Below are 22,319 nucleotides of genomic sequence, written 5' to 3'. Positions count from 1 at the left end.
TGATAAACTAGCGCACGTCGGCTGCATGTCCGCGTGGAGGTCGCCGAGTGCCGTTTTCTCGAATACCTGAACCTCGGGGCCTGTACGACCCCGATCAGGAAACCGATTCGTGTGGTGTAGCCGTGGTAGCAGACACCTCTGGACGCCACCTGCATTCCATTGTCGACGATGCGCTCGCGGTCCTGGGCAATCTCTCCCATCGCGGCGCAGTTGGGCGCGAATCCAACAGCGGAGACGGCGCGGGCATTCTGATTCAGCTGCCGACGGAGTTCTTCGACGCGGTGACCGAGTTCGAGCTTCCACCACCCAACGCGATGGGTGAGAACACCTACGCGGCCGGAAACTGCTTTCTCCCGGTGGATCAGGAAGCACGTTGGCGCGCGGTAGTTCGAATACACCGGTACGCAGCGGCAGAAGGACTGCAGATTATCGGGTGGCGAGAGGTGCCGGTCGACCGAGACTGCGTCGGAACCGTTGCCGCGCAGTGCGCTCCGTACATCAGTCAGTGTTTTGTGACGTGCGCCGAGTCGCGAGATCGTAGTGTGGGCGGAATTGCCTTGGACCGACGAGTGTTTGCGCTCAGGAGACAAGTCGAGCGAATTCATTCGGCCGATGATGCGGTGTATTTCCCCTCGTTGTCCGCCCGAACCATCGTGTACAAGGGCATGCTGACGCCGGCGCAGTTACCCGGTTACTTCACCGACCTACGCGACGACCGAATGCGAACTGCGTTGGCAGTCGTGCACAGTCGATACTCCACGAACACATTTCCGTCGTGGCCACTCGCTCAGCCGTATCGCTGCATCGCCCACAACGGCGAGATCAATACGATTGTGGGAAACAGGAATTGGATGCGCGCTCGCGAGCCGATGCTGCGGAGCACACTTTTAGGTGGGGACATCGATCGCCTGTTTCCGATCTGCACCCCGGGAGGATCCGACTCTTCGTCGTTCGACGAAGTACTGGAGTTTTTGACGCTCGGGGGCCGCAGTGTGCAACACGCCATCGCGATGATGATTCCCGGAGCCTGGGAGAACGATTCTTCGATGCCCGACGAGATAAAGGCCTTCTACCAATTTCACGGTTGTCTGATGGAACCGTGGGACGGTCCTGCGTCCGTGACGTTCAGCGACGGCATTGTTGTCGGGGCCGTGTTGGATCGCAACGGTCTTCGCCCAGGGCGATGGTGGCGGATGAAGAACGACCGTATCGTGTTGGCCAGTGAGAGCGGCGTGTTCGACGCTCCCACGTCCGAGGTGTTGGAGAAGGGGCGCCTCGAACCGGGACGCATGTTTCTCGTGGACACCGCTCGCCATCGCATCGTTTCCGATGCGGAGATCAAGTCCGAACTCGCGAGCACAGCCCCCTACCGGGACTGGCTCGACGGGGGATTGGTCGACCTCGAGGACATCCCCGAGACTGCGCCTGCCCGAGGCGATCCGGCTCCGCTGTTGCAACGGCAGTTGCTCTTCGGATACCACGCCGAGGACCTGCGGGACATTCTTGTCCCGATGGCAAGCTCAGGATCGGAGCCGTTGGGGTCGATGGGTGTCGACACGCCTCTCGCCGTTCTTTCGGATCGGCCGAAGCTGTTGTACGACTACTTTATTCAGCTCTTTGCTCAGGTGACCAACCCGCCTTTGGACGCGATTCGCGAGGAAGTCGTCACTACGCTTGGTGTCACCCTCGGCGCTGAGCAGAACTTGTTCGAAGCGTCGGCGCTGTCGTGCCGAAGGATTGTTCTCGACAAACCGGTGATCGGACCGGGAAAGATGGCGAAGGTCGCCGAACTATACGGCGCAAGAACTCCGAGAAGCGCTGTCCTTCGCGCAGGTTTCGATCCGAGGGGCAGTCTCACCGAAGGCGTCGAGAGGCTTCGTGAGTCCGCGCGAACAGCCGCCGCAGCCGGAATCGAGATTCTGGTGATCTCCGACCGTGGATCAGGCCCTGAGCAGGCTCCCATTCCGTCATTGCTCGCAGTATCAGCCGTGCACCACGATCTGGTTCGTGATGGCCTGCGGACCAAGGTTTCCCTCGTCGTCGACTCGGGTGACGCGCGCGAAGTTCATCACATCGCGCTGCTGATCGGCTACGGTGCGGCGGCTGTCCACCCGTATCTTGCTCTCGAATCTGTCCAAGCCCTCAGCGAGCAGGACGAACTTCCCGGGATAGATCCGAAGACTGCGTCGGACAACTACCTGAGAGCAACAAATTTCGGCGTGCTCAAAGTGATGTCGAAGATGGGAATCGCTACGGTTCACTCCTACACGGGCGCACAGGTATTCGAGGCCGTGGGCTTGGGTCGAGAGTTGGTCGACGAATACTTCTGCAACACACGGAGCCGGATCGGCGGGATCGGTATCACCGAAGTCGCGCGCGAAGTTCTGATGCGCCACACGGCTGCGTTCTCGTCGTCCGCAGTGCAGCATCGTCAGTTCGACAATCGTCAGTTGACCGACAGCGGACAGTACCGGTATCGCCGCGATGGTGAATTGCATGTGTTCACACCCGAATCCGTGTTCTTCCTTCAGCACGCGACCCGGACGGGGCGAAGTGAAATCTTTCGCCGCTACAGCGCTGAAGTCGATCGACTGAGCGCGCAGGGCGGAACACCGCGGGGATTGTTTCGATTTCGGTGTGAGGTTCGTCCGCCGATTCCGCTCGATCAGGTCGAACCCGTCGAGATGATTCTCGCTCGATTCAACACCGGTGCGATGAGCTACGGCTCCCTCTCTGCGGAGGCGCACGAGACGATGGCGGTTGCGATGAATGCTCTCGGCGGGCGTTCCAACACCGGTGAGGGCGGAGAGTCGCCGGAGCGGTTGCGTGACGACAAGCGTCGAAGCGCAGTCAAGCAGGTCGCGAGTGGGCGCTTCGGGGTGACCAGCGATTACCTGGTCAATGCCACCGACATTCAGATCAAGATGGCCCAAGGTGCCAAGCCCGGTGAAGGAGGGCAGCTTCCGGGGTCCAAGGTGTACCCGTGGATCGCGGAAACCCGGTACTCGACGCCTGGGGTCGGGCTCATTTCTCCGCCCCCGCACCACGACATCTATTCGATCGAGGATCTCGCCCAATTGATCTACGACCTCAGATGCGCAAACGATCGTGCGCGGATACACGTGAAGTTGGTCAGCGCAGTCGGAGTCGGGACTGTTGCGGCAGGTGTGGCCAAAGCGCACGCCGACGTGGTGCTGATCTCCGGTCACGACGGTGGGACGGGTGCTGCGGCACTCTCGTCCATCCACCACGCGGGTACGCCGTGGGAGATCGGGCTGGCCGAAACTCAGCAGACCCTGGTGCTCAACGGGTTACGCGATCGGATCGTCGTCCAGTGTGACGGGGGTTTGCGCACGGCGCGGGACGTCGTCGTCGCCGCGTTGCTGGGGGCGCAGGAGTACGGGTTTTCCACGGCGCCACTCATCGCGGCCGGGTGCGTCATGATGCGGGTATGTCACCTCGACACCTGCCCTGTCGGAGTCGCGACGCAGAATCCCGAACTGCGCGAGCGATTCACCGGCCGGCCCGAGTACGTCGAGAACTTCTTTCGCTTCATCGCCGACGACGTACGACGGCTGTTGGCAGAACTGGGGTTTCGAAGTATCGACGATGCTCTGGGGCACGCAGACGTATTGGAAATGTCTCCGGCGGTGGCACATTGGAAGAGTCGCACGTTGAATCTCTCACCACTCTTCGACGTTCCGGCCGCGCCGGCCGGCGCGGCCTTCCAACCGTATGTACCTACTTCGAGCGAACTCGAACACACCCTGATCAAGTTGGCTGCGAACTCCCTCGAGGACGCTCGACCCGTGCATATCGAACTGCCAGTACACAATACGGATCGAGCGGTGGGAACGAGGCTGGGCGCTGAGGTGACCAGACGCTACGGCGCCGTCGGGCTACCTGACGGCACCATCGACGTCGTGCTCCGTGGAACGGCAGGCCAGTCACTCGGTGCGTTCCTGCCACCGGGCATCTCGCTGGTCGTCGTCGGCGATGCAAACGATTACGTGGGAAAGGGGCTCTCGGGTGGACGAATCGCGCTTCGGCCGAGTGAGGACGCACCCTTCGTGGCCGAGGAGCAGGTGATTGCCGGCAATACGCTGCTGTACGGCGCTACGAGCGGTGCGCTCTATGCCCGGGGGCGTGTCGGGGAACGATTCGCGGTGCGCAACTCGGGTGCGGTCGCTGTGGTGGAAGGCGTCGGCGACCATGCGTGTGAGTACATGACCGGGGGTCGCGTCGTCATCATCGGCCCAACTGGTAGGAACCTTGCTGCGGGAATGTCGGGCGGAATTGCCTTCGTACTCGATGTGAAGGCAGAGAAGGTCAACCGCGACATGGTCGTGCTGGAGCGGCCTTCGGCGGAAGACTGTCGTCAGCTGGTCGACATTCTCGGCGAGCATTTGGCTGCGACCGGCTCGCCGGTGGCTGCGAAACTTCTCGACGACTGGGTTGGCCAGAGTCCGAGATTCACCAAAGTCTTGCCTGTCGACTACCGGAAGGTCGTGGGAGAGAACGAACTGGTGGAGCCGGCTCATGCCTGACGCACGCGGGTTCCTCAACGTGAAACGATCCGACGCACCGACCAGACCGCCCGATGTGCGTGTCGGCGACTGGGCGTCGGTATACGAGTCGCTGGATCCCGTCGTGCGAAATCGAGACGTATCTGCACAGGCCTCGCGTTGCATGGACTGCGCTGTGCCGTACTGCCATTCGGCCGACGTAGGGTGTCCGCTCGGCAATCTCATTCCGGAATGGAACGACCTGGTTCGGCGTGGACGGTGGTCCGAAGCCTCGGAGAATCTGCATTCCACCAACAATTTCCCCGAGTTCACCGGACATCTGTGCCCCGCACCGTGCGAAACGGCGTGCGTTCTCGCACTCGACGACGAGCACACGTCGGGGGGTGTCACCATCAAGCGCATCGAACAGGCGATTGTCGACAACGCCTGGGAGTCGGGTTGGTTGGGGCCGCAGGCTGCGGTAGTTCACAGCGGAAACCGTGTTGCGGTTGTCGGTTCGGGACCGGCGGGACTGGCCGCGGCTCAACAACTGACACGAGCCGGACACAGTGTCACGGTGTTCGAGCGGAGCGATCGGATCGGGGGACTGCTTCGCTACGGAATTCCTGAATTCAAGTTGCCCAAGGCCCTCATCAACCGGCGGCTGGACCAACTGACCGCCGAGGGGACCCGATTCGTCACTGACTGCGCCGTCGGAGTGAACGTGAGCGCGCACGACCTCCTGACGGATTTCGAGGCGGTAATCCTGGCGGTCGGGGCTGATCGTGTCAGAGACACCGACGTACCGGGTCGTAGTCTTCGCGGAATCCATCCTGCGATGACGTACCTGCGGGCGGCCAACCTCGAATGCGAGGGTGATGGTGCGTCGAGCATCTCGGCGCGAGGTAAAAACGTCGTGATCATCGGTGGCGGCGACACGGCCGCCGACTGCCTCGGCACGGTGCATCGCCAGGGTGCGCTCTCGGTGACGGAATTGGACTACCACGTCCCACCTCCGGCACGCCGCGATCGAGATCGCGACCCATGGCCGTTGTGGCCGCGGGTCCTGCGCACCTCGCCGGCGGACGAGGAGGGCAGTGACAAACGATTCCGATGGGCGGCGCAGGAATTTCTCGACGACGGTGGGGGTGCGGTCCGCGCAATCCGGATGGTTCCAGTAGCCGTGTCACGAGCGAAGGACGGACAACGGACCCTGGTGGAGACCGGCGACACGACGGATCTGGTGTGCGAGATGGTCCTGCTCGCTCTGGGTTTCGACGGCGTCGAAACCGCTCCACTGCTCACCGACCTTGATGTCGGCACCGATCCACTCGGCAGAATCGAGTGTGATGTCGGGTGGCAGACCCGGACACCCGGCGTATTCGTCTGCGGCGACGCGCATCGCGGGGCGTCGCTGGTCGTGTGGGCGATTGCCGAGGGACGGTCGGCCGCACGTGCCGTCGACATGTTTCTCACAGGCGAGTCGGCGCTTCCGGCTCCGGTTCATCCAAAGGCATTTCCGCTGTTCGTGAGCTGACCAACTGAATCGAGTAAGTACAGAAAGTGCAGGTCGCAAATGCCGGATAGAAGTGCGGTGGGGTAGCGACTAGGCTCGAGCCGTGAACCGACGGACAAAAATTGTATGCACACTTGGACCTGCGACAGCTTCTGGCGACCGCATCCGTGAGCTCGTGGAGAGCGGCATGGACGTGGCGCGCCTCAACTTCAGCCACGGCGAGCATGCCGATCACGAAGAAAACTACATTCGCGTCCGCGCCGCGTCGGACGCCACCGGAAAGGCCGTCGGTGTTCTCGCCGACCTTCAGGGGCCCAAGATTCGCCTCGGCCGATTCAAGGACGAGCGGACCACCTGGGCCAACGGTGAAGAGGTTCGTATCACCGTCGACGACGTCGAGGGAACGCACGATCGCGTCGGCACCACGTACAAGGAATTGGCGCGCGACGCCAAGGCCGGCGATCGACTGCTGGTCGACGACGGAAAGGTCGGCCTGGTCGTCACGTCCATCGACGGCAACGACGTCGTCTGTCGGGTCACCGAAGGCGGTCCGGTCAGCAACAACAAGGGCCTCTCACTGCCCGGTATGAACGTCTCCGTTCCAGCCCTGTCGGGCAAGGACATCGCCGACCTCGAGTTCGCTCTCAAGTTGGGCGTCGACTTCATTGCACTCTCCTTCGTTCGCTCACCGGCGGACGTGGAATTGGTTCACGCCATCATGGATCGAGTCGGGCGCCGCGTTCCCGTCATCGCGAAGCTCGAGAAGCCCGAGGCCATCGACAATCTCGAAGCCATCGTGCTCGCGTTCGACGCCGTCATGGTCGCCCGCGGTGACCTCGGTGTCGAGTTGCCGCTCGAGCAGGTCCCGCTCGTTCAGAAGCGCGCAATCCAGATTGCTCGTGAGAACGCGAAGCCGGTCATCGTCGCGACGCAGATGCTCGAGTCGATGATCGAGAACTCACGTCCCACTCGCGCAGAGGCATCCGATGTCGCCAACGCCGTTCTCGACGGCGCCGACGCAGTCATGCTCTCGGGCGAGACTTCGGTGGGCAAGTACGTCATGGAAACCGTTCGCACCATGGCCCGCATCGTCGAGGCCGTCGAGAACGAATCAACCCGTGTCCCACCGTTGACCCACGTCCCGCGCACCAAGCGCGGTGTCATCTCGTACGCAGCACGCGACATCGGCGAACGTCTCGACGCCAAGGCCTTGGTTGCGTTCACTCAGTCCGGTGACACGGTGCGTCGACTGGCTCGTCTGCACACGCCGCTGCCGTTGCTCGCCTTCACACCGCTGCCCGCGGTGCGCAGTCAGCTGACGCTGACGTGGGGAACCGAGACGTTCCTGGTCGATGCGGTGGCCACCACCGACGAGATGGTGCGTCAGGTGGACAGTGCGTTGCTCTCCCTCGGGCGGTACGTCAAGGGCGACCTCGTGGTCATCGTTGCCGGATCCCCTCCGGGAACTGTCGGTTCCACCAACCTCATTCACGTCCACCGTATCGGCGAAGAGGACCACTGAGTGACCCACGCGAACGCGTCCACCGACCTCGGTACTCTCCTCGGTTTGTTGGATCTGGAGCAGATCGGTGAAGACGCGTTCCGTGGATACCACCCGAAACAGGTAGGTTCGCGGACGTTCGGCGGTCAGTTGGTGTCTCAGGCACTGATGGCCGCCGGGCGGACCGTCGACGGTGATCGCCCCATCCATGCGGTGAATGCCCATTTCATTCGCGGCGGAGATGTCAAGGCGCCCATCGAGTATCGGGTGGATCGTCATCGCGACGGGCGGGCGTTCGCCAACCGTCAGGTGACTGCCTATCAGGGTGAGAACGAATTGTTCGTGATGCTCGCGGCGTTCCAGGACTCCGGCAAGGGGCTCGACCATGCTGTCGAGATCCCGGATGTTCCACTTCCGGAGTCGTTGCCTCCCATCGGCGATCATCTGGTGGGGTACGAGGAGAAACTGCCGCATTTCAGTGCGGCGCTCAAGCCGATCGACATGCGGTACGCCAACGATCCGGCGTGGATCCTCAAGGGCACCGGCGAGAAACTCAACCACAATCGGGTGTGGATGCGCCCCGACGGTGATCTGCCGGACGATTCGCTCATTCACGCTGCGACGCTGGCATATTCGTCCGACACCACCGTGCTCGATTCGATTCTGACCACTCATGGTTTGTCCTGGGGTCATGATCGTATCGTCGCGGCGACGGTCAATCATTCGATCTGGTTCCATCGCCCGTTCCGGTTCACCGACTGGGTCCTGTACGCCACCGAATCGCCGGTCGCCGCAGGTTCGCGCGGTCTGGCAACCGGACGGTACTTCTCGGTGGAAGGACTGCTGTTGGCGACGGTGGTCCAAGAAGGAATGATCAGGCATTTCCCGCGTAAAGGGGAATGAGATGCGGGCCCGAGACTGAACTCGGGCCCAGAATCAAGCAGACTTGCGATATTGCGGTGAGAGTTCGTCGGCGCGGTCCCACGGAGACCAGTCGACTTCGCGTCCATCGAGTTGGGCCGCAACAACTTCCAAGCCCGCGTGCCAACCGGCGGCGTGCGCGTACGCGGACTCTTCGTCTTCCATCGTGTGGGTGAGAGTCAGCCAACAGCCGCCGGTGCCGTCCGGTGCCAGTTCCCAATGCAGAGTATCTGCGTCCCAGAGGAATTCGAGAATTCGGTGCGGGTGGACGCTGATGACCGTCCCGCGCGTCACGTGATCTGCGGGCAGTCCGAAACGCTCGACTTGTTCCGGTGTCACCTTGAACAGTAGATCCGCGCCGGGAGTGAGATCGAAATCGACGTCCGCCGGGAACCAGGCGTCGAGGTACTCGCGTTCCGTTATCACTTTCCAGACCTTGTCCGGTGCGTGCGGAATCGCCAGTTGGAAGCTCAGTGACACCCGACCGTCATAGGTCAGGTTTATCTTGCCGTTGTCCATCGGTGCCTCCAATGCTTGGTGCCCGTGCGGTTGCCCCCATCGTGCCATCTAATTGCACAGGATGGAATAACTGCAGGTCAGATCGTTACCTATTGATAGGTTATGTCGATTTGTCTCGTTTTGTGAGTTGCGTTCTCGATGCGTTTCGTGGCGCTGAAAGAACCGCGCGGTACGCTGACCACGCACGACTGGCGCGGGTGGGGATTACCACCGGGGAGTGCACATCGCGAGGCATCGACCGCCTGGGTGCTTCACACATCTTGTGTGAAGGGGATCCATGTCTACCGAGAATCGGCCTACCGAAAACGTCTCTACCAAGAATCTGTCGACCCAGACCGCGCCCGCTCGAATAATCGACGGACGCGCAATTGCCGATGCTGCGCTCGCGGACCTGTCAGTGCGCACCAGGCAGTTTCGTGATGAGGCGGGGCACGTTCCTTGCCTGGCCGCCGTCATCGTGGGAGCGGACCCGGCCTCGAAGGCGTATGTACAGATGAAGGTCAAACGATCTGTCGCGGCGGAATGACGTCGCGGACGGTCGAACTCCCGGTGAGTACAACCACCGAAGAACTGGTCGACGTGCTGAGAGCGTTGTCGGCGGACCCTTCGATCGACGGCATACTGCTGCAACACCCGGTGCCAGGCCGCATCGACGAACGGGCCGCGTTCGATGCCATCTCGGCCGACAAAGACGTTGACGGCGTTACCTCGGCAGCGTTCGCGGCAATGGCGTTGACCGGTGGGGGATTCGAATCATGTACACCGAGTGGCATCCTGCGCCTCCTCGACGCCACAGGCGTCGAACTCTCCGGAAAGCATGCCGTCGTGGTCGGCCGAAGCCCGATACTCGGATTGCCGATGGGAATGCTCCTCCTGCGTCGAGGCGCAACGGTGACATACTGCCATTCGCGCACCGTCGACCTGGCCGCACACGTCGCCTCGGCAGACGTCGTCATCGCGGCCGTCGGTGTTCCGGAACTGATCAAAGGGACGTGGATCAAGCCTGGGGCAGTGGTGATCGATGCGGGGTACAACGAGGGCAACGTCGGAGATGTGGAGTACGCCGCTGCGCTCCCACATGCCGGTGCGATCACACCGGTGCCGGGTGGCGTCGGCCCCATGACGGTGGCAGTCCTGCTGGAACAAACACTGGCAGCAGCAGTTCGAGCAGCGGAAGTTCGGGCATGCAGTGAGAATCATGACAGTCGTGTTGAACCGGACCCCGCAATCGCCTCGGATCGATTGTGAGACCTCGGTTTCGAGACGGAGTATTCATCCGCCCCGCGATAACCGAATTACCGCGTCGAGCACCGCTGCGCTGGAATGGCTGAGCTGAGCGCGCAATTGGGTATTCGACAGTCAGCTGTCTGCCTTGGGGATGTCGATCGTCAACTGGGACGGTGAATCGGATGTCGATACGGTGTATGCCGGACGGATGTCGACCGTGCCGACAAACGACTGCAGGATCGCACTGTTCCTGGCTGCACTGTCTATGCGCGTGATGTTTTCGCCCTCGTGAGATACGGAGTTGAGCGACGAATCCGATTGGACTCCCATCAGGTCGACTTGAAGTATCGATCGACTTCCGACGTCCACGACTGTGCTGTCACCCGCTCGGATTGCTTCACTGACGTATTCGGTTTTCCAGAACACAGATCCGCTTCCGTCGAAGCGATAGGTGATGCGGGTGAAACCATCGTGATCGATCACGTCGATCTCGGTCACGTCGACGCGCGGAGTCGGTGAAGGGACCTCCGTGTCGTTCGGGAGCGGAGCAAGCGTGGAGATCTCGGTGGATGGGGCATCGATCGGGGGAGAGCCGACCTGAAGGGTGCCGGTCTGTGTTGCAGCATCGAGCGCGGCCTGGGTGGAAGATTCGCCGGCAGCGCTGGATTCGCCGGCAGTATTGGATTGGCCGTCTGTTTGACACCCGGTGAGCAGCGCGAGAATCGATATGGCTCCGAGCAGAGCAATCAGCCGGTGACCGTTCATGGATCGAATCTAACGGCGGTCGATCTGGGGTACAGCCGAATGCCGAAACCTTGCAGTGCGGCCAGCTGCGGCAGGTGGTGCCCTCGGTGAGACTCGAACTCACACTGGACGGGTTTTGAATCCGTTTCCTCTGCCAATTGGGATACGAGGGCTTGTTGCGATGACTACATTAGAAGATGCGATTTCAATGTCAAACACCGGTACCCTCTAATCGTTCGCGTCTCGTGTCGGGGCGGTTCGATGGAGGAGGATGGTGGCCATGAATTCGCCGCAGCCGCAAGGCAATCAGCTCGCACCCCGTCGTGTTGTCGTCGCTGAAGACGAGGCGTTGATCCGCATGGATCTGGTCGAGATGCTCCGCGAAGAGGGCTACGACGTCGTCGGTGAGGCGGGTGACGGGCAGGTCGCGGTGGAGTTGGCCGAGTCGCTCAAGCCTGATCTGGTCATCATGGACGTGAAAATGCCCAGGAGAGACGGCATCGACGCCGCTTCGGAGATTGCCGCCAAACGCATCGCTCCTGTTGTCATTCTCACAGCGTTCAGTCAGCGCGAGTTGGTCGAGCGCGCACGCGATGCCGGCGCCATGGCTTACTTGGTCAAGCCGTTCTCGATCAGTGACCTCGTTCCCGCTGTCGAATTGGCGGTCAGTCGTTTCCGCGAGGTGACGGCGCTCGAGCGTGAGGTCGCTGATCTTTCGGACCGGCTCGAAGCGCGCAAGCTGATCGAGCGAGCCAAGAGTGTTCTGATGGTGCGCCAAGCGCTCACCGAACCTGAGGCGTTCAAGTGGATTCAGCGCGCCGCGATGGATCGGCGCTCCACGATGAAGGCGGTCGCACAGGTCGTACTGGAAACTCTGGGCGGTGAACCGGACGCTTGAGCAAAGTGTCCGGGTTACCCGGTTGCTGCGTCGACCGTCGAAACGTCGCGCAGCGCTACAGCCGTGTAAACACTGTGCACCTTCAGATAACAGTCAGGTCACAGGGCTTTCTTGAAGGATCGCGAAACGGTTCCAAGGTCTAGCGTCTGATCCCACAGCGAGCGCCAGTTCGGGTGGCGCGAGCACCGGCTGATCTTAGGAGCGTGGGATGGCTAGACGAACACTTGTGCGTACTGCTGCAGTTCTCGGCGCGGCATCACTGGCACTTGCAGGCTGTAGCTCGGACAAGTCGGATGACTCGTCTTCGAGTGGCTCTACGTCCGGCGCTTCTGCCGCGACGACATCCGTCACGACTGATTGCACCCCGGAGCAGGCCAAGGCCGGCGCCACCCCGTCCACGGAAGCGCTGCGCATCGGCACGCTTCTTCCCGATACAGGCAGCTTGTCGTTCCTCGGGCCGCCGATGGTCGCGGGCACCCAGCTGGGAGTCAACGACGTCAATGCAGCCGGAGGCGTTCTCGGCCAACCGGTCCAGCTGATTCCCGGCGATTCGGGTGACACCACAACGGACACCGCCAATACCACCGTCGACCGCGAATTGGCTGCAGGCACTCAGGTCATCGTCGGCGCCGCGTCGTCTTCGGTCTCGCTCAAGGTGATCGACAAGATCGCCAGCGCAGGCGTCGTGATGTTCTCGCCTGCCAACACCTCGGACCAATTCGTCTGCTACCCAGACAAGGGCATGTACTTCCGCACCGCTCCGACGGACGTACTGCAGGCTCAGGCCGTCGCACAGCTCATTTCGGACGACGGTGGTCAGCGCGTAGCGATCATGGCCCTCAACGACCCGTACGGGACGGGTCTGGCGGACAACATCGAAAAGAATCTGATCGATTCGGGTGTCCCCTCCGATCAGATCGAGAAGATCATCTACGACCCGAACGCGCAGTCGTTCAACTCCGAAGTCGATCAAGTCAAGAACTTCAATCCGGATGCAGTGGCACTGGTGGGCTTCGAAGAGTCGGCGAAGATCATCACGCGCATGCACGAAGTGGGCATCGGCCCGTCGGACGGAATGGCGATGTACGGCGTCGACGGCAACATGGGCAACGCTCTCGGCGAATCCGTGGCGAAGCCGTTGCTCGACACCATGCAGGGAACGACGCCCCTGACGGACGTCGGAGCTGCCTTCCAGGATCGTCTGAAGGCTGTGAACCCCTCTCTGATCGACTTCAACTACGCCGGAGAGTCATACGACGCGGTGGTGATCTCAGCGCTCGCTGCCGAGCAGGCGAAGTCGACGGCCGGTACCGACATCGCGGCCAACATCAACAGCGTCACCGAAGGCGGCACCAAGTGCACGTCCTACGTCGAGTGCCTGCCGTTGGTGAAGGCGGGAACCGACATCGACTACGACGGCATCACCGGTGAGTTGGACTTCAACGATTCGGGGGAGCCGTCCATCGGTTCGTACGGAAAGCTCAAGTTCGGCCCTGAGAACACCCTGACCACAGAAGGATTCGTGGTGGTGGGCAAGTAAGTCGTGGGCAGGTAAGCAGCCAACGAGAATGGGCCAGGGTCTCGCGACCCTGGCCCATTCTCGTGTCTGTACTACTTCTCTTTGCTTCCAGCGAGCGTTCCCAAGTACAACTCGATCACCTTGGGGTCGTTCATCAGATTGGCGCCGGTGTCGGTGTACGCGTTCTTACCCTGATCGAGTACGTAACCGCGGTCGCAGATCTGAAGGCAGCGGCGCGCGTTCTGCTCGACCATGATGACCGAGACACCCGCAGCATTGATCTTCTTGCAGCGGATGAACACCTCGTCCTGGAACATGGGGGACAGGCCCGCGGACGGTTCGTCGAGCAGCAGCACCGACGGATCCATCATCAGGGCCCGGCCCATCGCGACCATCTGGCGTTCACCACCCGAGAGTGCGCCGGCCTTCACCTTTCGTCGTTCACTCAGAAGAGGGAACAGTTCACTCACGAAGGCGAATCGTTCCGCGAATGCCTTGGGACGCAGATAAATGCCCATTTCGAGGTTTTCTTCGATGGTCAGAGTCTGAAAGACGTTCTGCGTTTGAGGGACGTACCCGACTCCCTTCTGAACGAGGACGTGAGCGGGCGCAGACGTGATGTTGTCCTCGCGTAGAGTGACCGACCCTTCGCGTACCGGTATCAGTCCGAACAGTGATTTCAGGAGTGTCGATTTGCCTGCGCCGTTCGGTCCGATGATCCCGACGATTTCCCCTTCCTTCAGGAAGAAGTTGCATTCACGCAGGATGTTGACGCCGGGAATGTAGCCCGCGACGAGGCTGTCGGCGCGGAGCAGGGCACCTGCCGACAGTCGCTGATGCTCCTCGGCCGTCGCGGCGAACTCTGCAGGCGTGAGTGAACGTGCGTGGTTCTCGCTCATGGCTTCTCGTGCCTTCCGCGCGGTTCCTCGGGACTCGATTCCAGCGTCGCGGCGAGATCGGCCGGAAGGTTGTCGACGTCGGGTTCCGACAGGTCCCCGCCCGACTCGAGGGTTTCGACCTCGGCTTCAGCCAGGGCGGCGGCCAGAACGGCCGTCTCGCCCACCGGATTTCCGTTGTCGTCGAACTCGAGAGCCTGGTCATGGTGGCTGCCCAGATATGCGTCGACGACGGCTGCGTTGGACGAGAGTTCGTCCGGGGTGGATTCGGCGATGACGCTGCCCTGCGCCATGACCACCACCCAATCGCTGATGTCTCGGATCACGTCCATGTCGTGCTCGACGAACACCACTGTCATTCCGTCGTCGCGCAATGACTTGATGTGTCCGAGCAGGCTTTGCGTCAGAGCAGGATTGACCCCCGCCATCGGTTCGTCCAGCATCACCACCGAGGGCGAAGTCATGAGTGCGCGAGCCATTTCGAGCAGTTTGCGCTGCCCACCGGAGAGTGAACCGGCGAGGTCGTCGGCCTTGGTGTCGAGTTTGAATCGTGCGAGGAGTTCGTTGGCGCGTTCGGTGATCTCGCGTTCCTGGCCTTTCCAGATCCACGGGACGAGAGATGCAAAAATGCGTTCACCACGTTGGCCGGTGGCACCGAGACGTACGTTGTCCAGCACGGTGAGTTTGGAGAGCGCCTTGGTCAACTGGAACGTCCGTACCACTCCTTTCCTGGCTACCTGGTGGGGATACATGCGGCCCAGCGATTGACCGTCCATCGACCACGTACCGGTGTCCGGCCGGTCGAATCCGGTAAGGAGGTTGAAGAGCGTCGTTTTTCCGGCACCGTTTGGACCGATCAGACCCGTGATGCACCCTCGTTGAATCTCGAGGTGATCGACGTCGACGGCCTTGAGACCGCCGAACGTCCGCGAGACGTTGTCAGCGACCAACACCGGGTCGGGTTTCGCCGATCCGGGAAGGTGAGGAACGTCGGCAAAGATCTGTGCTCTGGTATCGGCGTCAAGCATTGAGTTGCACCTCCCGCTTGTTACCCAGTATTCCCTGCGGTCTGAAGACCATCAGGAGAGCAATCATCAATCCGAGCAGGACATACCTGGTGGCTCCGACCTGTTGTTCGGACAGCGAGAGCAGCGGATTCTCGCCGGAGATCGCCTGACGCAGCAAGGCATCAGGGATGGCGAGGAGGAACCAGAACAACATTGCGCCGACCACCGGGCCGAATACCGTTGCCGCCCCGCCCAGAATCAGTGCGCCGAACGCGAAGAACGTCTGCGCGGTCGAGTAGAAGTCCGGGTTGATGGACTTGGTCTGCAAAGCGTTGAACACCCCGGCCAGACCACCGATCACGCCGCCGAGAACCAGCGCCTGCATCTTGTACACGAACACGTTCTTGCCCAACGATCGCGCTGCGTCCTCGTCTTCGCGTACCGCCTTGAGGACGCGCCCCCACGGGCTGTGCGTCAACAGGTAGACAAATCCGCACAAGATCAAGACCAGGGTCCACCCGACGACCATCGACCAGAGATCGTCTCCGTAGAACTTCACGCCGATAAACGAGTATTGCTTGGCCGAGTCGAACGGGCTCAGTGCGGTGAACGGATCTGCGAAACCGAAGAGGCCGTTGGTGGAACCGGTCACCGAATCCGACGCGGTCGAGCGGAAGATCAGACGCAAGATCTCCGAGGCCGCGATGGTGACGATGGCGAGATAGTCGGCGCGCAGACGCAGCGTCGGAATACCGAGCACGAGCGCGAGAAGGCCGGCTGCGGTGAGTCCGACGAGGATGCCGAGCCAGAGCGGCTGGTCGTAGGTCACGGTCATGATGCCGACGCCGTAGCCGCCGAGAAGGGCAAAACCGATCTGACCGAAATTGAGCAGTCCGGCGTAGCCGAAGTGCAGGTTCAACCCGATTGCCAACAGTGCGTAGAAGATTGCCGACGGCCCGATCAGCTGGGCGAAGGAAACCTGGAAAGCTCCCATGATGTCCATGTTCGTCACCCGATCCTTTGTTTGGATCCGAGGATGCCCTGGGGGCGAACCACGAGGATCACGATCAAGACGAGAAGTCCGCCGATGTATTTGAGGTCTGGGTTGATGATGAGCGTCGAGAGTTGGACCAGAAGTCCCACGATGACGCAGCCGAGTAGCGCCCCGTACGCGGTTCCCAGACCACCGAGGGTGATTCCGGCGAACATGAGCAGCAACAGTTTGAAGCCCATTTCCCACTGGACGCGTCCGCCGAGCTCGGAGATACCGAACAGCACACCGCCGAGGGCGGCCAATCCGCCGCCGAGACCCCAGACGAACATGATCACCCGCTCGACGTTGATACCGGACGAAGCGGCGAGGTCACGATTGTCGGAGACGGCACGCATGGCCTTTCCGATGCGAGTCTTCTGCAGAAGCAGTGCGACGCCGACCAGGACGACCAGACTGACGATCATGACTATCGCGTTGGCGTCGGTCAGTGCGATCGGGCCCCAGTTCTTCTCGACCTGGCCCTGGTAGTCGTCGAACGGTTCGGCGCGGTCGGAGAAGAAGATCAGGATCAAGTAGCGCAATGAAATCGCGAGACCGATCGAGACCACCAATTGCGCGATCAACCCGGTCTTGCGCTTACGCAGTGGTTTCCAGACGATTCCGTTGGTCAGCAGGCCGATGCCGATGCCGACGAAGATCGCGAGGATCGTGGCGGGAATCAGCGGAACGCCGAAGGACGTGTTGATCACCCAGGCAGCAACGGCTCCCAACGTCACCATCTCGCCGTGAGCGAAGTTGGTCAGGCCAGTGGTGCCGTAGATCAGGCTCAAACCCACACCGGCGATCGCGATCACGAGGCCGAACCGCAGACCGTCGACCGTCGTGCGGATCAGCTTCTCGCCGAAGCTGACATTCGAGGCGGTACGTACCTCGCCGAACGAGAAGATCACGGTGTTCGCGCGGCCGGCCACCACCTCGCGTTCGACAGCGGCTTGCACACTGACCCCGTCGGGAAGTGTGTCGGCAACGATCTCGAAGGTGTAGGTGCCCGGTGCCACGGCCAGTTCCCAACGGCCGTTCGATGCCGATTCTCCGGTGGCGACTTCCGTGCCGGAAGAATCGAGTGCACGGACGGTGACGCCCTCGAGGCGTGTGCCGCCGTTGTTGAGATTGCCGCTGACGGGGACAGCGTTGTCGGGAACCGGTGCTGTCGGTGTTGCGGATGCTGTCGGGGTCGGCGGTGTAGGGGAAGTGGTCGGTTCCTGAGCCGAAGCAGTTCCGGCCAGGCTGAGTAATGCGAAGAACGTCAGTAATGCAAAGGCCAGTAGTCGGCTGAGTGTCGCGAGGGTCTGCCGTTTCACTACGGGTGGGGCCACGTACGTCCTCCGAGCGGGTCGGGAATAGCGCGTCTGGACAAAGGTGCCGCGCAGCAGAGGGATTGTTTCGCTGCTGCGATTTCCGGACTCTAACGGCTCCGTTCGCTTCAGATGGGGTTCTGAGATTTCCGGGATGTTTCGGTTCCGTATCGAAGGCCGAAGGCTGCATCAATTGTCCGATTCTTGTGTCTGTTCCTGCGTAAACAACGGCGAAGGCGTCGATGTCGGTCGCGATCCCTAGACTGATGAACCGTGAGCCCCGCAACCACAACTCGGTCCAGCACGTCCACCGCTCCAGCCGGCACCACCGGCAAGGCGGACGATCGCCCTCTCTTGATGCTTCTTGACGGGCATTCGTTGGCGTTTCGCGCCTTCTACGCGCTGCCTGCAGAGAACTTCAAGACACACAGTGGGCAGGCCACCAACGCGGTGTACGGCTTCACGTCGATGTTGATCAACCTTCTTCGTGACGAGCAGCCCACCCACTTGGCCGCGGCTTTCGACGTGTCGCGTCAGACGTTTCGCGCCGACCTGTTCCCCGAATACAAGGCGCAGCGCGCGAAGGCTCCGGACGAATTCAAGGGCCAGATCGACATCACCAAGGACGTTCTCGGCGCGCTGGGCATCCCGGTCATGGCCGAGGAAGGTTTCGAGGCCGACGACGTGATCGCCACCTTGACCACGCAGGCGGAGGCACTCGGATACCGGGTTCTCGTCGTGACCGGCGACCGCGACTCGCTGCAGCTGGTGACCGACAACGTCACTGTGCTTTACCCGAAGAAGGGTGTCTCGGAGCTCACCCGATTCACGCCGACGGCCGTCGAGGAGAAGTACAGCCTCACTCCGTCGCAGTATCCGGATTTTGCTGCCCTGCGCGGCGACCCGAGTGACAACCTCCCCGGTATCCCCGGCGTCGGCGAGAAGACCGCTACCAAGTGGATCCGTGAGTACGGCGACCTGCAGGGACTGGTCGACAACGTGGACAAGGTCCGCGGCAAGGTGGGCGACTCACTGCGGGAGAACCTCGCGAACGTCCTGCTCAATCGTCAGCTCACCGAAATGGTTCGCGACGTTCCCTTGCCGTACACGCCCGAGCAGTTGGTGTTGGCCCCGTGGGACCGCGAGAAGATTCATGCGTTGTTCGACGATCTCGAGTTCAAGGTTCTCCGCGATCGACTGTTCGCGACCCTGTCGTCGTCCGAGCCCGAAGCAGAGGAAGGGTTCGAGGTCAGCGGCGACGCACTCGCCCCGGGTGCGGTTGCCGCGTGGCTCGACGCCCACGCACGAACCGGTGAGCGTCACGGCGTGACGGTGCTCGGAACCAGAACTCCGTTCGCCGGCGACGTCACTGCACTCGCGATCGCGGCCTCCGACGGTGAATGTGCATACATCGCGGCGTCGACGGCAACACCGGAAGACGAAGCAGCTCTCGGTGATTGGCTCGCCGACGCATCGCAGCCGAAGGCGCTGCACGAAGCCAAGTGGGCGATCCATGCTCTGCGTGGGCGTGGTTGGACGCTCGGTGGACTGACCAGCGACACTGCTCTGGCCGCGTACCTCGTCCGGCCGGGCCAGCGCAGCTTCAATCTCGACGACCTCTCGCTCCGCTACCTCAAGCGTGAACTGCGCGCCGAAACATCCGGCCAGGAACAGCTTTCACTGCTCGACGACACCGAGCAGCTCGATGCCGAAGCGGCCGAGACCGCTATGCTCAGCGCTCAGGCCGTTCTCGACTTGGCGGCTGCACTGGACACCGAGTTGGAGTCGATCGAATCCAAGTCGCTCCTCTCCGACATGGAACTGCCGTTGACGATCGAGCTCGCTCAGATCGAGGCCACCGGCATCGCCGTCGACAGCGCGCATCTGCACGATCTTCAGAGCCGTTTCGCCTCCCAGGTCGCCGACGCAGCAAACTCGGCCTACGAGGTGATCGACAAGCAGATCAACCTGGGTTCGCCGAAGCAGCTGCAGGTGGTCTTGTTCGAAGAACTCGACATGCCCAAGACGAAGAAGACGAAGACGGGCTACACCACCGACGCCGAGGCGTTGCAGGGTCTGTTCGACAAGACAGGACACCCGTTCCTCGAACACCTTCTCGCGCACCGTGATGCGACGCGTATGAAGGTGACCGTCGACGGTCTTCTCAAGGCCGTAGCCGAAGACGGACGCATTCACACGACGTTCAACCAGACGGTTGCCGCGACCGGACGTCTGTCGTCGACCGATCCGAACTTGCAGAACATCCCGGTGCGAAACGACGCGGGGCGCGAGATTCGCGACGGATTCGTAGTCGGGCAAGGGTTCGACGTTCTACTCACTGCCGACTACAGCCAGATCGAAATGCGCATCATGGCGCACGTATCAGGCGACGAGGGACTGATCGAGGCATTCAACACCGGTGAGGACCTGCACAGCTTTGTCGGCTCGCGCGCATTCGGTGTACCGATCGAAGAGGTGACTCCAGAACTGCGGCGCCGGGTCAAGGCGATGTCCTACGGTCTGGCCTACGGGCTCAGTGCCTACGGATTGGCGTCGCAGCTGAAGATTTCGACCGAAGAAGCGAAGCAGCAGATGGATGCGTACTTCGCTCGTTTCGGCGGCGTGCGGGATTACCTCCACGCGGTGGTCGAGCAGGCACGTAAGGACGGCTACACCTCGACGCTCTACGGTCGTCGTCGCTACCTGCCGGACCTCAACAGCGACAACCGTCAGCGTCGTGAGGTTGCCGAACGTGCTGCCCTCAATGCGCCGATCCAGGGCACTGCGGCCGACATCATCAAGGTGGCGATGATCAACGTGCAGAAGGCTCTCGCCGACGCCGGATTGAAGTCGCGCATGCTGTTGCAGGTGCACGACGAATTGGTGCTCGAAGTGGTTGCCTCCGAGTTGGAGGAGGTCACCGCGCTGGTCAAGGACAAGATGGCCACAGCCATCGAGCTGTCGGTACCCCTGGATGTTTCAGTGGGAACCGGTCGAAGCTGGGACAGCGCGGCTCACTAGGCAGCAACGAAAAAGGCTGGGCCGGAATCGACTTCGATTCCGGCCCAGCCATTTCACGCTATTCAGCAGATGCGGTCTGCTCTGCGATCTGCTTGCGGACCTCGTCCATGTCGAGTGCCTTGACCTGAGTGACGAGCTCTTCGAGCTGAGCGGCGGGAAGCGCGCCGGCCTGGTTGAACACGAGTACGCCTTCGCGGAAGGCCATGATCGTGGGGATGGAGCGGATGTTGGCGGCCGCTGCGATTCCCTGCTCGGCCTCGGTGTCGACCTTGGCGTGAACGACGTCGGCATGCTTCTCCGAAGAGGCTTCGAACGTCGGTGCGAACTGGCGGCACGGGCCGCACCAGGAGGCCCAGAAGTCCACGAGGACGACGTCGCTGCCGTTGATCGTTTCGTCGAAGTTCTGCTGGGTGAGTGTCTGGGTGGCCACAAGGGTCCTTTCCATTGTGCGGGCTGTTGGTGTGTGCAACGCCCCGGAACCGCTGATTCTTCCCTGAGCCGATTTCAGCTTGCGTTCTCGGTCGCCCGAAACGTCCGGCGGTAGGCCTGCGGCGTGGTGCAACGCAGACGAATGAAGTGCTGGCGAAGCACGGCCCCGCCGCCGAATCCGACGCGTTCTGCGATGACGTCGACGGAGAGGTCGGAATTCTCGAGGAGGTGTTGGGCGGCCAGTACTCGCTGATCGCTGAGCCAGCGGGCGGGGGTTGTTCCCGTTTCCGCTTGGAAACGGCGCGCGAACGTGCGCGCGGACATGTTCGCGCGGGCCGCGACCATGCCCACAGTGAGGTCGAGGGCGAGGTTCTCCGTCATCCAGTCGAGGAGCGGGGCAAGGGTTGCACTCGGCGTCGAGGCGAGGGGAGTGGCAACGTACTGGGCTTGCCCACCGTCACGATGGGGCGGCACCACCATCCTTCTCGCGATGCCATTGGCAACGCGAGAACCCTGTTCTTTTCGGACGATGTGCAGGCACAGGTCAATTCCTGCCGCGGTGCCTGCGCTGGTGAACACCGGATCTTCGTCCACGTACAACACGTCCGGATCGACCTTGGCTTCCGGATACGTCTGGGCAAGCCTCTCTGCATGCCGCCAATGCGTCGTGCATCGCCTTCCGTCCAGTAGTCCAGCCGCCCCGAGGACAAACGCTCCGGTGCACAGACTCGCCACCTTGGCGCCCCGGGCTACGGCCTCGTTGAGTTTGACCAACAGGGGATCGACACTCGAGTCGGGACTCGGTGAGCACATGTACGCGTCGCCGGCGTCGTAGGTTCCGCCGGCGGACACGACGATGAGATCGGCGTCGTCGAGAGAATCGAGGTTGTACGGAACATCGATGTTGTACCCGAACCGCGTTCGGATCGGACCCGGAACTGCGGCGATCAGAGAGAAGTCGTACGTGGGGAGGCCGTCGTCGGATCGGTCGAAGCCGAAGACTTCACATGCCACGCCGAGTTCGAACGCCTCGGTCATCGGCATCAGTGGGACCACCACTTTCGCGAGCATCTTTCGAGTGTGACAGAAAAACAGGAAAGTGGCAGAAAATCGTCCAAGTCTGGCTTTTCTGCCACTACTGCCACGTGGGACATTCCGTCAGGCTGGACACATGGCAATCATCGTCGTCAGCGTCTTGGTCCTACTGGTCCTGAACGTACTAGCTCTTGCCGGCCGCACGCCCGACACTCGTCACGACGTCAGTCCG

At 61.7% G+C, this 22,319-nt stretch carries 15 protein-coding genes, 1 tRNA gene, 1 pseudogene and 1 riboswitch; of the genes and pseudogenes, 8 read left to right on the top strand and 9 right to left on the bottom strand.

The genetic code is table 11. The annotated features are described in order from the left end of the window. Nucleotides 1-47 precede the first annotated feature (47 nt). The 4 genes from gltB (at nucleotide 48) to PCS43_RS29260 (ending at nucleotide 8,425) form a co-directional block, all read left to right on the top strand. Entirely contained in the window at nucleotides 48-4,547 is a 4,500-nt protein-coding gene (gltB, locus tag PCS43_RS29275; RefSeq protein WP_209908772.1) for a glutamate synthase large subunit, read from the top strand. Next, a complete protein-coding gene (locus tag PCS43_RS29270) occupies nucleotides 4,540-6,042 on the top strand; it encodes a glutamate synthase subunit beta (RefSeq protein WP_209908768.1) in 1,503 nt (500 codons plus the stop codon). The genes gltB and PCS43_RS29270 overlap by 8 nt, the downstream gene beginning before the upstream one ends. A gap of 82 nt (nucleotides 6,043-6,124) precedes the next feature. Further along, complete coding sequence (pyk, locus tag PCS43_RS29265; protein ID WP_003944038.1) at nucleotides 6,125-7,543, top strand: pyruvate kinase; 1,419 nt, start codon at nucleotides 6,125-6,127, stop codon at nucleotides 7,541-7,543. Next, nucleotides 7,544-8,425: an acyl-CoA thioesterase gene (locus PCS43_RS29260; protein WP_003944096.1), complete on the top strand. Its 882-nt coding sequence runs from the start codon at nucleotides 7,544-7,546 to the stop codon at nucleotides 8,423-8,425. A 33-nt stretch (nucleotides 8,426-8,458) separates the two neighbouring features. Here the strand turns inward: PCS43_RS29260 and PCS43_RS29255 are convergent, their stop codons facing one another. Further along, nucleotides 8,459-8,962: an SRPBCC domain-containing protein gene (locus tag PCS43_RS29255; RefSeq protein WP_042923025.1), complete on the bottom strand. Its 504-nt coding sequence runs from the start codon at nucleotides 8,960-8,962 to the stop codon at nucleotides 8,459-8,461. Nucleotides 8,963-9,136: 174 nt separating this feature from the next. Continuing rightward, nucleotides 9,137-9,217, top strand: a riboswitch (ZMP/ZTP riboswitch). Between the two features lie 22 nt (nucleotides 9,218-9,239). Between PCS43_RS29255 and PCS43_RS29245 the strand changes: the two are divergent. Then, nucleotides 9,240-10,210 (top strand): annotated as a pseudogene (locus PCS43_RS29245) (bifunctional 5,10-methylenetetrahydrofolate dehydrogenase/5,10-methenyltetrahydrofolate cyclohydrolase). Nucleotides 10,211-10,321: 111 nt separating this feature from the next. Here the strand turns inward: PCS43_RS29245 and PCS43_RS29240 are convergent. Continuing rightward, nucleotides 10,322-10,954, bottom strand: a complete 633-nt coding sequence (locus tag PCS43_RS29240; protein WP_065454988.1) for an AMIN-like domain-containing (lipo)protein — start codon at nucleotides 10,952-10,954, stop codon at nucleotides 10,322-10,324. Between the two features lie 75 nt (nucleotides 10,955-11,029). Continuing rightward, a tRNA-Leu gene (locus PCS43_RS29235) sits at nucleotides 11,030-11,106 on the bottom strand. Between the two features lie 107 nt (nucleotides 11,107-11,213). Between PCS43_RS29235 and PCS43_RS29230 the strand changes: the two genes are divergently transcribed. Beyond that, the gene (locus tag PCS43_RS29230) at nucleotides 11,214-11,831 is read left to right on the top strand and encodes an ANTAR domain-containing response regulator (RefSeq protein WP_003944029.1); all 618 of its coding nucleotides are present in this window, start codon (nucleotides 11,214-11,216) and stop codon (nucleotides 11,829-11,831) included. Between the two features lie 208 nt (nucleotides 11,832-12,039). Further along, on the top strand, nucleotides 12,040-13,371 hold the full coding sequence (locus PCS43_RS29225) for an ABC transporter substrate-binding protein (protein ID WP_003944031.1): 1,332 nt from the start codon (nucleotides 12,040-12,042) through the stop codon (nucleotides 13,369-13,371). A 71-nt stretch (nucleotides 13,372-13,442) separates the two neighbouring features. On the opposite strand, the gene PCS43_RS29220 is transcribed toward PCS43_RS29225, so the two are convergent. Genes PCS43_RS29220 through PCS43_RS29205 form a run of 4 tightly spaced genes read right to left on the bottom strand, consistent with a single transcriptional unit; the run spans nucleotide 13,443 to nucleotide 17,572 of the window. After that, nucleotides 13,443-14,249: an ABC transporter ATP-binding protein gene (locus PCS43_RS29220; protein WP_007728720.1), complete on the bottom strand. Its 807-nt coding sequence runs from the start codon at nucleotides 14,247-14,249 to the stop codon at nucleotides 13,443-13,445. Further along, a complete protein-coding gene (locus PCS43_RS29215) occupies nucleotides 14,246-15,274 on the bottom strand; it encodes an ABC transporter ATP-binding protein (protein ID WP_054187416.1) in 1,029 nt (342 codons plus the stop codon). The genes PCS43_RS29220 and PCS43_RS29215 overlap by 4 nt, the downstream gene beginning before the upstream one ends. Continuing rightward, the gene (locus PCS43_RS29210; protein WP_065352944.1) at nucleotides 15,267-16,256 is read right to left on the bottom strand and encodes a branched-chain amino acid ABC transporter permease; all 990 of its coding nucleotides are present in this window, start codon (nucleotides 16,254-16,256) and stop codon (nucleotides 15,267-15,269) included. The genes PCS43_RS29215 and PCS43_RS29210 overlap by 8 nt, the downstream gene beginning before the upstream one ends. A 5-nt stretch (nucleotides 16,257-16,261) precedes the next feature. After that, a complete protein-coding gene (locus tag PCS43_RS29205) occupies nucleotides 16,262-17,572 on the bottom strand; it encodes a branched-chain amino acid ABC transporter permease (protein WP_231917464.1) in 1,311 nt (436 codons plus the stop codon). 303 nt (nucleotides 17,573-17,875) lie between these two features. On the opposite strand from PCS43_RS29205, the gene polA reads away from it, so the two are divergent. Next, on the top strand, nucleotides 17,876-20,623 hold the full coding sequence (gene polA / locus PCS43_RS29200; RefSeq protein ID WP_064074467.1) for a DNA polymerase I: 2,748 nt from the start codon (nucleotides 17,876-17,878) through the stop codon (nucleotides 20,621-20,623). A 58-nt stretch (nucleotides 20,624-20,681) separates the two neighbouring features. Here polA and trxA read toward each other — a convergent pair whose 3' ends face one another. Together trxA and PCS43_RS29190 are read right to left on the bottom strand one after the other, a co-directional pair. Continuing rightward, a complete protein-coding gene (gene trxA, locus PCS43_RS29195) occupies nucleotides 20,682-21,053 on the bottom strand; it encodes a thioredoxin (protein WP_003944106.1) in 372 nt (123 codons plus the stop codon). Between the two features lie 74 nt (nucleotides 21,054-21,127). Then, nucleotides 21,128-22,123 (bottom strand): helix-turn-helix domain-containing protein, encoded by a 996-nt coding sequence (locus tag PCS43_RS29190; protein WP_003944097.1) that lies wholly within the window; start codon nucleotides 22,121-22,123, stop codon nucleotides 21,128-21,130. Nucleotides 22,124-22,319: the final 196 nt, after the last annotated feature.

It is taken from the genome of Rhodococcus sp. C-2 (genome assembly GCF_027854095.1).
Taxonomy (GTDB): domain Bacteria; phylum Actinomycetota; class Actinomycetes; order Mycobacteriales; family Mycobacteriaceae; genus Rhodococcus_F; species Rhodococcus_F qingshengii.
The sequence above is the reverse complement of the archived record's forward strand: the minus strand, read 5'-3'. Positions and strand labels throughout refer to the sequence as shown.

Excerpts from the sequence above, each read along its gene's own strand:
- PCS43_RS29210 (WP_065352944.1), bottom strand. The coding sequence starts at position 16,256 with ATGGACATCATGGGAGCTTTCCAGGTTTCCTTCGCCCAGCTGATCGGG.
- PCS43_RS29225 (WP_003944031.1), top strand. The coding sequence starts at position 12,040 with ATGGCTAGACGAACACTTGTGCGTACTGCTGCAGTTCTCGGCGCGGCA.
- PCS43_RS29220 (WP_007728720.1), bottom strand. The coding sequence starts at position 14,249 with ATGAGCGAGAACCACGCACGTTCACTCACGCCTGCAGAGTTCGCCGCG.
- PCS43_RS29240 (WP_065454988.1), bottom strand. The coding sequence starts at position 10,954 with ATGAACGGTCACCGGCTGATTGCTCTGCTCGGAGCCATATCGATTCTC.
- PCS43_RS29215 (WP_054187416.1), bottom strand. The coding sequence starts at position 15,274 with ATGCTTGACGCCGATACCAGAGCACAGATCTTTGCCGACGTTCCTCAC.
- PCS43_RS29230 (WP_003944029.1), top strand. The coding sequence starts at position 11,214 with ATGAATTCGCCGCAGCCGCAAGGCAATCAGCTCGCACCCCGTCGTGTT.
- PCS43_RS29255 (WP_042923025.1), bottom strand. The coding sequence starts at position 8,962 with ATGGACAACGGCAAGATAAACCTGACCTATGACGGTCGGGTGTCACTG.
- PCS43_RS29270 (WP_209908768.1), top strand. The coding sequence starts at position 4,540 with ATGCCTGACGCACGCGGGTTCCTCAACGTGAAACGATCCGACGCACCG.
- PCS43_RS29190 (WP_003944097.1), bottom strand. The coding sequence starts at position 22,123 with ATGCTCGCGAAAGTGGTGGTCCCACTGATGCCGATGACCGAGGCGTTC.